The organism is Idiomarina sp. ST20R2A10 (assembly GCF_051842345.1).
Classification (GTDB): Bacteria; Pseudomonadota; Gammaproteobacteria; order Enterobacterales; family Alteromonadaceae; genus Idiomarina; species Idiomarina loihiensis.
The window spans coordinates 17,721-30,276 of sequence record NZ_JBNIEY010000011.1; the positions used below are offsets into that span (position 1 = coordinate 17,721).

At 46.7% G+C, this 12,556-nt stretch carries 12 protein-coding genes; 9 read left to right on the forward strand and 3 right to left on the reverse strand.

The genetic code is table 11. From position 1 onward, the window contains the following. Nucleotides 1-107 precede the first annotated feature (107 nt). Nucleotides 108-1,643, reverse strand: coding sequence for a S10 family peptidase (locus tag ACP7H9_RS12575; protein WP_011234986.1), 1,536 nt, complete (start codon nucleotides 1,641-1,643; stop codon nucleotides 108-110). A 122-nt stretch (nucleotides 1,644-1,765) separates the two neighbouring features. Between ACP7H9_RS12575 and ACP7H9_RS12580 the strand changes: the two genes are divergently transcribed. From ACP7H9_RS12580 to ACP7H9_RS12615, 8 genes are all read left to right on the forward strand, one after another. After that, the gene (locus tag ACP7H9_RS12580) at nucleotides 1,766-2,464 is read left to right on the forward strand and encodes a hypothetical protein (protein WP_153849990.1); all 699 of its coding nucleotides are present in this window, start codon (nucleotides 1,766-1,768) and stop codon (nucleotides 2,462-2,464) included. A 70-nt stretch (nucleotides 2,465-2,534) separates the two neighbouring features. Then, a complete protein-coding gene (locus ACP7H9_RS12585) occupies nucleotides 2,535-4,556 on the forward strand; it encodes an FAD-dependent oxidoreductase (protein ID WP_439222856.1) in 2,022 nt (673 codons plus the stop codon). Then, nucleotides 4,556-5,383, forward strand: a complete 828-nt coding sequence (locus tag ACP7H9_RS12590; RefSeq protein WP_011234983.1) for a PHP domain-containing protein — start codon at nucleotides 4,556-4,558, stop codon at nucleotides 5,381-5,383. Before ACP7H9_RS12585 ends, ACP7H9_RS12590 begins: the two co-directional genes overlap by 1 nt. Before the next feature lie 18 nt (nucleotides 5,384-5,401). Continuing rightward, nucleotides 5,402-6,025, forward strand: a complete 624-nt coding sequence (locus ACP7H9_RS12595; RefSeq protein WP_439222857.1) for an L-threonylcarbamoyladenylate synthase — start codon at nucleotides 5,402-5,404, stop codon at nucleotides 6,023-6,025. Between the two features lie 27 nt (nucleotides 6,026-6,052). Beyond that, a complete protein-coding gene (locus tag ACP7H9_RS12600) occupies nucleotides 6,053-6,868 on the forward strand; it encodes a segregation and condensation protein A (protein WP_439222858.1) in 816 nt (271 codons plus the stop codon). Beyond that, a complete protein-coding gene (gene scpB, locus ACP7H9_RS12605; RefSeq protein WP_011234980.1) occupies nucleotides 6,849-7,421 on the forward strand; it encodes an SMC-Scp complex subunit ScpB in 573 nt (190 codons plus the stop codon). The genes ACP7H9_RS12600 and scpB overlap by 20 nt, the downstream gene beginning before the upstream one ends. Continuing rightward, the gene (gene rluB, locus ACP7H9_RS12610) at nucleotides 7,421-8,281 is read left to right on the forward strand and encodes a 23S rRNA pseudouridine(2605) synthase RluB (RefSeq protein WP_011234979.1); all 861 of its coding nucleotides are present in this window, start codon (nucleotides 7,421-7,423) and stop codon (nucleotides 8,279-8,281) included. Before scpB ends, rluB begins: the two co-directional genes overlap by 1 nt. Further along, nucleotides 8,282-9,331, forward strand: coding sequence for an agmatine deiminase family protein (locus ACP7H9_RS12615; RefSeq protein ID WP_439222859.1), 1,050 nt, complete (start codon nucleotides 8,282-8,284; stop codon nucleotides 9,329-9,331). Here ACP7H9_RS12615 and ACP7H9_RS12620 read toward each other — a convergent pair. Then, the gene (locus tag ACP7H9_RS12620) at nucleotides 9,328-11,172 is read right to left on the reverse strand and encodes a tetratricopeptide repeat-containing diguanylate cyclase (RefSeq protein WP_243734997.1); all 1,845 of its coding nucleotides are present in this window, start codon (nucleotides 11,170-11,172) and stop codon (nucleotides 9,328-9,330) included. The two genes, ACP7H9_RS12615 and ACP7H9_RS12620, sit on opposite strands and share 4 nt — an antisense overlap. Nucleotides 11,173-11,243: 71 nt before the next feature. Beyond that, entirely contained in the window at nucleotides 11,244-11,963 is a 720-nt protein-coding gene (locus ACP7H9_RS12625) for an SIMPL domain-containing protein (protein ID WP_034821778.1), read from the reverse strand. Between the two features lie 50 nt (nucleotides 11,964-12,013). Between ACP7H9_RS12625 and ACP7H9_RS12630 the strand changes: the two genes are divergently transcribed. Continuing rightward, a complete protein-coding gene (locus ACP7H9_RS12630) occupies nucleotides 12,014-12,481 on the forward strand; it encodes a regulatory protein RecX (protein ID WP_439222860.1) in 468 nt (155 codons plus the stop codon). Nucleotides 12,482-12,556: the final 75 nt, after the last annotated feature.

The following is a 12,556-nucleotide window of genomic DNA, read 5'->3' on the forward strand; positions in this document are numbered from 1 at the left end:
TGCGTAAAAACATAAGTTGTATAGCTCTGTTAATTCAATTTAATGCTGACAAACTAACGCTTGCGCGAAAGTCTGTCAATAGTTGTTTTTCTTTCAGTTTATACTTTCTATTTATATTCTGCCGGTTTGCCTTTTGAATCAGACTTACGAATAAACTCGCGTAAATCATCATTCGCCTTCTCCAGGTCAGCACGACGCAGATACATCATATGACCACTACGGTAACCTTTAAAGTCAATGCGATCAGTCATCTGAGTACTTGGATCCAAATGCCAGGTTGTGTACTTCGCGTCGAAATAGTTGGTTGCACCGTCAAAGTAACCTGACTGTACTAACACGTTCAGATAAGGGTTTTGTGCCATGGCCTGGCGCAGTTGCTTACCGGTGTTGTTGTTCGTGCGATCCCACGGGTGAACTGGGCCAAACATGTTGTATTTAATGTCGGTCACAAAGTTTAATTCTTCACGCAGGTAGTAGTTAATGGCTGGCGTGAACGAGTGTAACCATGAAGTCAGTTCGGCGTTAAAGTCCGGACGGTCACCAGCGCGCTTTTCATCAAGTCCAAGGTAGCGCGAGTCTAAACGGCCAATGGTACGGTCACGGTCACGCAGTAACTCCTTCCAGAAGTACCAGGTGCTTGGCGCTAAGTTGTTATCCAGTACAGCCTGCTTCGAAAGGCCTGAATATTTAGCGACTTGTTCTGCCATTTGTTCACGTGCGTCATCTGGTAGCATGGCGCCTTTGGCTAATGCAGGTAAATACTCGTTCAGAGTGAAGCTTTCTACTTCAGGCAATAATTCGTCTAAATCTTTACTCTGTAAAGCCTCTGGCAGTGCGTCGTGATACCAGGCGGCGGCTGCAAAGTAAGGTAATTGGTTCGCTTGTTTTACCGGTCCGTCACGGTCAATGCCGATATCAGTTGGTGAAACTAAAACAACACCGTTCAAATACATCCACTGGCTATTCTGAAGCTCTAGTGCAAGGCCAGATACACGGGTTGTGCCATAGCTTTCACCAATTAAGTACTTAGGCGACTGCCAGCGGTTCATGCGTGAAGTAAAAGTATTCATCCATTCGGCCAGGTATTTCACGTCGGCATTAACGCCAAAGAACATGTCTTTTTGCTTCTCGCGAGACGGCATTTCACCTTCTTCATTCGGCAGTACGCGCGAATAGCCGGTGTTAACCGGGTTAATGAAAACAATGTCGGCAACATCGAGAATGGAGTGCGGGTTGTCCTGCACGCCATAAGGCTGAACCGGGTAACCTTCATCGCTCAGGTTTAGCACTTTTGGACCGGTGTAAGCAATGTGCATCCAGACAGATGCCGAACCCGGGCCACCGTTAAAGGAGTATACAATCGGACGAGATTCGCGGTTATCAACGTCCTGACGTTCATAATAGGTGTAGAATAGCGATGCGGTCGGATTGCCTTCGTCGTCCCACACGGGTTGAGTTCCTGCGGTGGCTGTGTAGTCGACAGTTTCGCCCTTAATTTCTACGCTGTGTTCGGTAACGACTTCGGTGTCGACCGGCAGCATACGCTTGTGGTTATTCGGGGCTTCTTCTGCAGTAACGGGCGCAGAAACGATTGAGCAGCCCATTAAAGTTAAAGAGGCAACTAAAGCGAGACTCTTGTGCATAAGATTGTTCTCCGTTTTTATAATCTTGCCTCAGATTAACAAATAATTACTTTAAAGAGTCAAAGGTTATGCGATTATTGGGTTTATTCCTGCGACTGGAACCTATTTGAATGAGGTCATCAATGAAATTTACAACTATAACGCGGGCGGCTTTTTGGTTGTTCTTACCCCTGCTGAGCTTCTCCGTTGCGGCTCAGAATTTGTCTGATGCGATGAAAGAGGGGTTACAGACAATGGCTTCGGAGCAATTAAATGCGGATCTGGAAGTAGGCGAACTTGAGGTTAACTCATTAACCAATGGCCTGACCGCAAATAATGTTCGTTTTGCGACCCGGGTCAAAGCCTTGTCGGAGCCTGAAAATCAACTTCTACTGGCTAAGCAATTAATGCTAACCGGTGACTGGCAGGCACTTGGCAGCAGCCGTGTGGATATTTCTAAAATTGAGATGTCCGGCGCTCAGTTAACCGTCGCATATTACGATACCGGACGCTCAAACTTGCATGAATTTCTAAAGCAAATGAGTGGTGTTAAAGTTCAAAAGGTGAATTCGGTGCCTTTAAACTGGCGGGTTGATGAGTGGTTGATGGAAGACGTTACCATTAACTTATTTGATAAAGGTGAGCCAATTTTAAGTGTGCATGTTGACCAGCTTAAATTGAAAGACCTGCAGTCAATGCAAGATGCGAATGATCAGGTGCAGGAGCTGTTGTGGCCGATTTTTGAGCAGGTTTCGAAACAAGTGCGTAACGGAAACCCTAACGTACAAGTCGATAGCATGGCGCTTTCAAGGTTCTTATTGCGTGAAGCGATGGCGTTCTGAGCTTGAGTTAAACGGGTTTAAGCAGTAAAGTTAGAAAAAATTAAACACCCGTTTAAAATAAGAGGTTGGCGTGGAAAAATCATACCCAAATTTACTGAAACCCCTGGACCTTGGTTTTACGACATTGAAGAACCGGGTCTTAATGGGCTCAATGCATACAGGCCTGGAAGAAGAAAAAAATGGCTTTAGTAAATTAGCCAGCTTTTATGAAGAGCGTGCCAAAGGTGGTGTTGGCCTTATTGTCACCGGCGGTATCAGCCCTAACTTTCGTGGGCGTCTTGCGCCTTTTGGCAGTGAAATGTCTAAGCCCTGGCACGTGGGTAAACACCGTCAGGTAACCGATGCCGTTCACAAATATGGCAGTAAAATATGCCTGCAGCTATTGCATGCGGGGCGTTACAGTTATCATCCTTTTTCTCTGGCTCCCAGCGCGATAAAAGCCCCGATAAACCCGTTTAAGCCAAAAGCCATGTCGGAGCACCAGATTAAAAACACCATAAAGCATTACGCCCGCGGCGCAAAGCTGGCGCAAAAGGCTGGCTATGATGGTGTTGAGATCATGGGTTCGGAAGGTTATTTAATTAACCAGTTTTTGTGTCCAAGAACGAATAAACGCGATGATAACTGGGGCGGCAGCTTCGAAAACCGTATGCGTTTTCCACTGGAAATTGTAAAAGCTGTGCGCGCGGCTGTGGGCGAAAAATCGATTATTATTTTCCGGTTGTCGATGCTGGACTTAGTTGAAGACGGTCATCAGCTGGATGAAGTTCTGCAACTGGGAAAACTGCTGGAGCAGGCGGGCGTTACCATTATTAATACGGGTATTGGTTGGCATGAGGCCCGGGTACCAACCATTGTTACCTCGGTACCACGTGGCGCCTTTAGCTGGATAACCGAGCGCGTACGCAGAGAATTGTCGGTTCCTGTGGTTGCCGTTAATCGTATTAACACGCCGGAAATTGCCGAGCATATTTTAGAAAGCAACCAGGCTGACATGGTTTCTATGGCACGACCGCTACTGGCTGACCCAGAGTTTGTGAAAAAAGCGGAACAAGGCCAGTCTGAACGTATTAATACCTGTATTGCCTGTAATCAGGCCTGTCTGGATCATGTGTTTGAGAATAAAAGGGCGTCCTGTTTAGTTAACCCCCGAGCCTGCTTTGAGCAGGAGTTGGTAATGAAGCCGGCTGAACAGAAAAAGCGCATTGCGGTCATTGGTTCTGGCCCTGCAGGGTTGGCCTTTGCCTGTAATGCTGCAGAGCGCGGTCATCAGGTCGATTTGTACGATAAGTCCGAAGAAATTGGCGGTCAGTTTAACTACGCTAAACAGATTCCGGGTAAAGAAGAGTTTTATGAAACCCTGCGCTACTTTAAGTACCGCATTGAAGACACCGGTGTTAATTTGAAGCTTGGAAAAGAGCAAACTTGCGAAGGGTTGCTGGCAGAAAAATACGATGATGTGGTTCTGGCAACCGGAGTCAGCCCTCGCCAGGTCGATATTCCGGGTGTTGATTTGCCGCATGTGCTGGGTTACTTAGATGTTTTACGTGACCACAAAGCTGTGGGTAAAAAAGTGGCTGTGATTGGTGCCGGTGGTATTGGTTTTGATGTCTCTGAATACCTGACCACCGAAAAGTCACTGACACTGGATGAACCAGAATGGTCAGAGCGTTGGGGTATTGATAAAAGCTACAGTGATCGCGGCGGTCTGAAACCGCAGCAGCCAGAGCAGAGTACGCGTCAGGTTTGGTTGCTTCAGCGTAAAGAGAGCAAAGTCGGTAAGGGGTTAGGTAAAACCTCTGGCTGGGTTCATCGTAACGAACTAAAAAGTAAGTCTGTGAATATGTGGAATGGGGTCACTTATCACCGCATTGTGCCAGAAGGTATTGAAATAGAACGTGAAGGTGAAAAACAATTGCTGCAAGTTGATAATGTGATTATTTGTGCGGGGCAGGTACCACAGCGATCATTACACGACGCGTTGCAGTCGGCTGGCCAGACTGTACACCTAATTGGTGGGGCCGATGTTGCTGCCGAACTCGATGCCAAACGCGCGATTCGTCAGGGTACAGAACTGGCGGCGGAGATTTAATGTCAGTTTACGATTTGCATTGTCACAGCACCTGTTCTGATGGCTCTTTGTCAGTGTCCGAGCTTGTGCTGCGCGCTTGCGAACAGAACGTCGATGTACTGGCGATAACCGATCATGACTGCGTTGACGGGCTGGCAGAAGCGAGTCGTCTTATTGAACACGAGAATTTGCCAATCGAGTTGGTGAACGGAGTTGAAATTAGTTGTCGTTGGCACAGTTTTGAAATTCATATTGTTGGACTTAATATTGACCCAGATGCGGAACCCCTAAAGGTTTTATTGAGCGAACAACAGCAACGTCGCTATGATCGCTTTGATGCGATGCTTGAAAAGTTATACCAGCGCGGTGTCAGTTTATCGGCAGAAGAATGCGAAACGGAGGGGTTGCCAACACGTAAGCACATTGCTGACGCTATGGTACGAAAAGGTATTGTCAGTAACCCACAAAAAGCTTTCGATCGCTATATTGGCAAAGGTAACAGCGCCTATGTCAATCCCGAATGGTGCGATATTCCCACTGCGATAGAAGCCATCCACGGCGCCGGGGGGAAGGCGGTACTGGCGCATCCCCACGGTTACAAAATGTCGAATAAATGGCTGCGCAAGCTGTTAATACAGGGAAAAGAGTGGGGGCTCGATGCCATGGAAGTCAGTTTGTGTCAGCAGTCTCCCGGTCATCGTGATGCATTAGCGAAAATGAGTCAGGAATATGGTCTGCTAGCCTCGCAGGGGTCGGATTTTCACTATCCGGGGAATTGGCGCGAACTGGGTAAAAATCTTTGTCTGCCAGCGGACTGTGTGCCAATATGGGAGCATTGGTCACAGTAGAAGGATTGAGGTGAGATTATGAGTCAATATTTTGAAATTCATCCGGAAAATCCTCAAGCACGTTTAATTCAGCAATCGGTTCAAATTATTCGTAAAAGTGGGGTGGTGGTTTACCCTACTGACTCGGGTTATGCCATTGGTTGTCAAATTGGTGATAAAGCAGCGGCTGAACGTATTTGCCAGATTCGTGAAATAGACAAAGAGCACAATTTTACTCTAATGTGCCGTGATTTATCTGAGCTTGCGACTTATGCCCGGGTTGACAACGATGCCTTCCGGTTACTGAAAAACAACACTCCCGGACCTTACACTTTTATTCTGAAAGGAACTAAAGAGGTTCCCAAGCGGCTGTTGAACCCCAAACGTAAAACTATTGGTATACGGGTTCCGACTAATCGTATCGCAATGGCTCTGCTGGAAGAGTTAAATGAACCATTAATGTCGACCAGCTTGATCCTTGGCGAAGGAATGCTGGCTGAATCTGATCCGGAAGAGATTCGGGATAAGCTGGAAAAGCTGGTGGATTTAATTATTGATGGTGGTCATAAAGGTGAAGAGCCAACGACGGTTGTGGATTTATCTGAGGGAGCACCGACCATTCGTCGCGAAGGTTCCGGAGACGTAGAGCCTTTTGATTTTTAGTCAGTTAGACAGGCACTCGGTTTAATTATGGCGGAACAACAGTCACTGCCTTTAGGCTTTGTTCGCGGCGAACCGGTTATAGAAAAGCCTGAAGACCTCTATATACCACCGGATGCGCTGGAAGTTATACTCGACACTTTCAGCGGCCCGATGGATCTCTTGTTGTATTTAATTCGCAAACAAAAGCTCGATATTGTGGACATGCCTATTCTGGCTATTACCCGGCAATATGTTGAGTATGTGGACATGATGCAAGAGTTGAAGCTGGAGCTTGCCGCCGATTATTTAGTGATGGCGGCCATTCTGGCCGAAATAAAAAGCCGTTTGCTGTTGCCGAAACCGCCTCAGGAAGAGGATGAGGAAGAAGACCCTAGAGCGGAACTTATAAGACGCCTACAGGAATATGAGGCGATACGCCAGGGTGCTGAATATATTGATCAGCAACCGCAGGTGGGGCGGGACATTTTATTGAGTGAGGTTGGCAGTAATGCACGCGAGGGGTTAACGGCTGCACCTCCGGAAGTGACTCTTGAAGACTTAACTCTTGCTTTTAGTCGAGTGTTACAGCAAGTGGAGTTAAAAGCTCACCACCAGATAAAGCGCGAGCAACTATCGACACGAGCGCGGATGAGTCAGGTACTGGAGTTGTTGAGCCATAAAAAGTACGTTTCTTTTAGCCAGCTCTTTACCCGAAAAGAAGGTCGCGCCGGAGCTGTGGTCAGTTTTTTAGCAATTTTGGAACTTGTGAAAGAATCAATGGTAGAATTGTCACAAGTAGAGCCTATGAGTGATATTCGCCTGAGTTTGAGACAGCACAATCAAGATGAATCCGTTACAGCTTAAACAACTTATTGAAGCGGCCTTGTTTGCGCATCCGCAGCCGTTATCGGCTGAGCAGCTGTATCAGCTGTTGCTGAATGAAGGCGAGGCCTCGCTGGCGGCCATAAGGCAGCAACTTAAAGAGTTGCAGTCAGACTATCAGGAACGTGGTATTGAGTTGGTAAAAGTGGCTTCCGGCTACCGTTTTCAAACCCGGGCCGAGCTGGGTCAGAGGTTAGCCGGGCTTTGGCAGGAAAAACCGCCTCGTTACTCAAACGCTTTGCTGGAAACTTTGGCATTAATTGTTTACCGGCAGCCCATTACCCGTGGTGAAATTGAACAAATACGCGGTGTAAGTGTCAGTAGCCAAATAATGAAGACACTGCAGGAACGAGGCTGGGTTAAGGTTGTAGGGCACAAAGAAGTGCCGGGAAGACCTCAGCTTTATGCCAGCACTAACGATTTTTTAGATGATTTTAATTTAAGTGACTTATCAGAATTACCTGATATCGACACACTTAATGAAGATGATGAACGTACCGCTGAGACAGCGACTAACGAGAGAGATGATTCGTAATGACCGAGAAATTACAAAAGGTTTTAGCCCGATCTGGACATGGTTCGCGCCGCGAAATTGAAACAAAAATTTCAGCCGGCCGAATTCGTGTGAACGGCAAAGTAGCACAATTGGGTGAGCGTATTGATGCCGACGCAAAAGTACGCATTGATGGCCACGAAGTTCAGATTAAACCTGAAGAAGAGGTCATTTGCCGAGTTCTGATTTACCACAAGCCCGAGGGTGAATTGTGTACGCGCAAGGATCCGGAGGGACGGCCGACCGTTTATGACCGCTTGCCAAGAATGAGTGGTGCGCGTTGGGTCGCTGTGGGGCGGCTTGACGTGAATACCTCGGGTCTGTTGTTATTTACTACCGACGGTGAGCTTGCTAATCGCCTGATGCACCCCAGCCAGCAGGTTGAACGTGAATACGCGGTACGGGTGTTTGGTGACGTTGATGAAGCCATGATGCAACGCCTGAGAAAAGGTGTGCAACTGGAAGATGGCCCTGCGCATTTCAATAGCATAAAGCCTGCCGGTGGTGATGGCATGAACCGCTGGTTCCATGTAACCATCAGTGAAGGGCGTAATCGTGAAGTTCGCCGCTTGTGGGAGTCGCAGGAAGTGCAGGTCAGTCGTCTTATCCGTGTTCGCTATGGCGATATTCCTCTGGAACCCGGTTTGCCGCAAGGTGGCTGGGCGGAAATGTCATTGCCTCAGGTCAACGCGTTAAGAGCTCAGGTTAACTTACCGGCGGAAAAAGAGTCGTTTCTCGACCCTCGTCATGAAGAGTCTAAACAGCGTCGTTTTGCGAAAATTCGTAAAGCCACCGCCCGCCACAGACTGGATAAAAAACAGAGTAAACGACGGGGTAAGTAAGTGACCACTACTGCCCGCTGGTTACCTGATTTTATGGAAAACCAGCGCTTGTTGCTGGCCTGGCCATACCGGAGTGATGTCTGGCGTAAGCATGCCGATCCAGCTCGAGACGCTCTCATAAAGCTAATAAAACAATTGCCTGATAACACGCCGGTTTCGCTCGTTGTTCCTGCGAGCATAAGCGACAGTGTACCCGAGGCACTTAAATCCGTTCAGCGCATAGAGCTGGATTATGACGATATCTGGCTACGCGATACTACACCACTGTGGCAGTTAAATAGCGACGGTCAGTTGGCGGCATTGTCTTTTGATTTTGATGGCTGGGGTGGTGTCCAGAATGTTATTGCTGCTGATAAAGCCTTTAGTCAAAGCCTGTGCTCTCGCTTCATGTGTCCAGTAACAAATAGCCTGCTTATTGCTGAAGGCGGTGCTTTTACGCACAACGGCCAGGGTGACTGGCTAATTGGTCTGGCCTGTATTAAGCAGCGAAACCCGGCAATGACAGAGCCGCAGATAAAGTCGTTATTAGGTCAGTTGTTGCCCGGGCAACGTTTGCACTTTTTTGATGGTGGATTGGTTGCTGATGAAACGGGCGGGCATATTGATAATATGGCGTTATTCGTTGACGCAAATACTGTGTTGTATGCTGCCACTGATAATACAGCGCATCCGGATTATAAAACCTGCCAGGCGCTTAAAAAACTACTGGATAAACTGCCTGCTTACATTCAAACCATTCCTTTACCTTTGCCGCCTCCACAACTGCCAGCTCGTGAAGAAAGAGCGGGGGTGGAGCTTACATCGTCAAGCTTAAAACGTACCGTTGAACTGCCTTTACTGTGCAGTTATGTGAATGTTTTGCAAACGAGTAAACTGGTTGTGGTACCTCAATTTGGGTTAACCACAGACGCTCAAGCCGTGCGGACTGTTCGCGAAGCTCTTCCGGAGCGAAAGGTTATTGCCATTGATGCTCGCGAATTTGTTTTAGGGGGCGGTGGTTTGCATTGTATCAGTCATAACTTGCCTAAATTTAAGACAGGTAAGCTTTAATCAGTGATGATTAGGCGTTCCCGGCCTTTATCCTTAGCTTCGAACAAAACGTCATCCGCACGTTTATAAAGAGAGTCAAAACTATCTTCCGGGTGAGCGTTAGTAAAGCCCATACTGAAGGTAATGCGGTAATCTTCCGGCAAACCGCTAATGGGCTTGCTGTTCATTTCCTTGGTAATGCGCTCGAAGATGTTTTTCGCGTCCTCTTTACTGACATCGAAAAAGACCAACAGCCATTCTTCGCCTCCCAGGCGACCGAAGTTGTCTTGATCACGCAGGCTGAGTTTGGCAACTTCTGCAAAACGTTGTAATACGCGGTCACCAACGTCGTGACCGAACTGATCATTTATTGCCTTAAAGTAATCGAAGTCGACAACGGCCAGGGCTAACTGACGTTGTTGTTCGCGAGCTTGCTCCAGACCTTTTTTGCATATACGGACAATGGCACGTCGATTCGGCGCGTTAGTTAAATCGTCTTTTAATGCCAGTTCGGCGAAGTTTTTACGAGCCCGCCATTGCTGATACAGAAAAGCCGAAACAATAATAACCACCAAAAGGCCTGAAATAATAATCCACACCAGCAGGTAATAGGAGGTTTGCTGCTCCTGCAGTTCTAACTGCTGCAACTGATTTTCTTTTTTAAGTAATTCATTGGTGGTCTCCTGCTCTTTAATTTCCAGGCGCACCATAATTTCTTGTACTTGTTTATCCTGAGTTTGCTCCTGCACTTTCTGCATATAATTGACAGAAGTTTTGTAACGCTCCAGAGCAGCCTTGTAATTTTCTTTACTCTGATAATACTCAGACCAGCGCTCATTCAGGGTCTGATATAATTGATTATCAGCTAATGTGTTAATAACCGAACTGGCGGCTTCTAGTTGAGCTAGCGCTTTTTCAAGTTCGTTGGTACCTAAATAAGCCGAAACCATGGCTAGCCGGCTTTGTGCTTCCATAGGATGAGCTCCGGCTGACTTAAATTGCGGCATAGCTTGATTTAGGCGTTCTAAACCCTGTTGATAACTTTCGTTTTCGATATCAATTGAGGCCATTTGGAAGAGGGCGTAAGCGACGCCAAGGTCATCTTTAATTTCTTTACTGATTTCTAAAGCCGTCTCGAAATGCTGTCTGGCTTTTTCATCATTTCCGGCGGCTTGATAACCAGTGGCTAAATTGTACTCGAGTACAGAAACATCCCATTGACCTAAATGTTCTCTGCTGATGTCGAGTGCATCCTGAATGTGTTCTAAGCCAATATCGTTTGCGCCAACATCGAGATAAATAGAACCAATTAAAGCGTGAAACTCTACCTGCAACCTGGGGTGTGCCGTGTAGGCATTACGATTGAGCTTTTCCAGAGTCTGCAGTGCATGGGCTATATCCCCTGTATTCTGCATCACTTGCGCATGAAGTATGTCTGCTTCTATCTGTAAATCTTTATTACCTGAAGCCTTAGCGTTTTCTATTGCATAGGTAATGCTGGTGTTGGCCTGGCGAAGCTGACCTCTTTGTAAGAAATACCATGTTTGGTTAATTCTCAACAGAGTTTTTGCAATTTTTGAGTTGGCCAATTCAGCAAAGCGTAAGCCTTCATCTATAGCTGCATGTGCTTTACTTTCATGACCGGAATATCGGTAGGCTTCAACTTGCAGTGCGTAAGCCATTGCCAGTTCTTCAAACTGGCGCTGGTTATCGTACTGTTCTATTAATTCAGAAGTTTTTTTTATCCAGGCATCTGGATTACTGCTGGCATCAACACGTTGCTGCTGCCACTCCTGAGCTGAAACTAATGAAGTGACAGCGAGTAAAGTGATAAATAAAAGGCTCTGAATTTTTAGGAACAAAATGGCTCTTTCTGTTGCAAAATTGTTGAATATCAAGCCATTTTACTCCGAGTGCTCAACATAGCAACGATTTAATTGTCAGAGTCCGGCTGAGTTTGGGTTGAGAATATAACCTCTACCTGTGCCTCAATGGTTTGTTGTCCAGGTAATGACACTTTATCTGAGCGGCTACTCATTTCTGCCATTTGCATAACCACCGGTCGTGACATAGAGCGTTCAGCGATACTTAATGTTCCCGTCAGCTCTAGACCCGCAGCAGTAGCCAAACGCTCGGCCTTATTTTTTGCTTGTTTATAAGCGTTGATCAGTGCTTGTTGATATAAACCTTGCTGGTCACTAATTTCAAACCGAACCTGACCAACGCGAGTGACGCCGCGCGCTAGCGCTAAGTCGATAATATCGTCGTAGTTTTCGGGCTCTAACAAAGTGACCTGAACTTCGCGTTGAACGACAAAACCATCTTGCTCTGTTTTCCCGTCATCGTTTTGTTCATACCGAGGGTAAATTTGTAGTTGGTAAGAACGAATATCTTTGTCTTCTATACCTTTACTATTCAGATCGTTAATTAAGCGGCTAGTGGTGTTATCGACTAATGTTTTTTGTGAGCTGAGTTTATTCCCGCGTTCTTCTATCCAAAAAGTCAGTGACATCTGATCCGGAATAGCAGAAACACTGCCGCTACCGGATATTGATAAGGTACGCTCGTCTGCTTGAGCGAAAGTGGTAAATCCTGCGGTAAGAAAGGCAAGACAAATGAAGAGAAACCTTGATTTTGAATTACTCTGAGTCATATTAAGCATCCTTAGACCAAATTCCATAGTTAGGTGTTGGAGTATAGACCATGGATGAAAGTTCAGAATATGACGAAAAAGCTTTGCGGGATAGTGCCTTTCGTTTGTTGGCAATGCGCGAGCAGAGCGGAACTGAATTAAAGCGTAAATTAATCCAGAAACAATGGCCTGCAGAAATGGTCAATCGCGTTGTCGACGAGCTGAATAAGGAAGGCTGGCAGAGTGACGAACGCTTCGCCAGTAGTTTTATTCGTGAAAAAGTAGGGCAGAAGCAGGGGCGGTTAAAAATCCTGGCGCAGGTCACCCAACAAAAAGGTGTTGCTACGGAAATTGTTGAGGACGTGCTCGAATCCATGGAAGTCGACTGGTTTGAACTGTGTGCAGAGCTGAAGCAGAAAAAGTTTGGCGATGATGACCCGTCTGATGAAAAAGAGTGGAGTCGGCAGGTTCGATTTTTGCAGCAGCGAGGTTTTACTCCGGAGCAAATTTTCGCTTGCGTCAATCGACCACGACGCTAGGCTAGACGGCTACTTCGTGATAGTCTTAGAGCATTAAAACATTGACCTAAAGTCACTCAGTTAAGAAAAGTAGGA

Bases quoted from the DNA above. Each gene is read 5' to 3' on its own strand.
- rluB (WP_011234979.1), top strand. From the start codon at position 7,421: ATGACCGAGAAATTACAAAAGGTTTTAGCCCGATCTGGACATGGTTCG.
- ACP7H9_RS12630 (WP_439222860.1), top strand. From the start codon at position 12,014: ATGGATGAAAGTTCAGAATATGACGAAAAAGCTTTGCGGGATAGTGCC.
- ACP7H9_RS12590 (WP_011234983.1), top strand. From the start codon at position 4,556: ATGTCAGTTTACGATTTGCATTGTCACAGCACCTGTTCTGATGGCTCT.
- ACP7H9_RS12625 (WP_034821778.1), bottom strand. From the start codon at position 11,963: ATGACTCAGAGTAATTCAAAATCAAGGTTTCTCTTCATTTGTCTTGCC.
- ACP7H9_RS12595 (WP_439222857.1), top strand. From the start codon at position 5,402: ATGAGTCAATATTTTGAAATTCATCCGGAAAATCCTCAAGCACGTTTA.
- ACP7H9_RS12580 (WP_153849990.1), top strand. From the start codon at position 1,766: ATGAAATTTACAACTATAACGCGGGCGGCTTTTTGGTTGTTCTTACCC.
- ACP7H9_RS12575 (WP_011234986.1), bottom strand. From the start codon at position 1,643: ATGCACAAGAGTCTCGCTTTAGTTGCCTCTTTAACTTTAATGGGCTGC.
- scpB (WP_011234980.1), top strand. From the start codon at position 6,849: ATGAATCCGTTACAGCTTAAACAACTTATTGAAGCGGCCTTGTTTGCG.
- ACP7H9_RS12600 (WP_439222858.1), top strand. From the start codon at position 6,053: ATGGCGGAACAACAGTCACTGCCTTTAGGCTTTGTTCGCGGCGAACCG.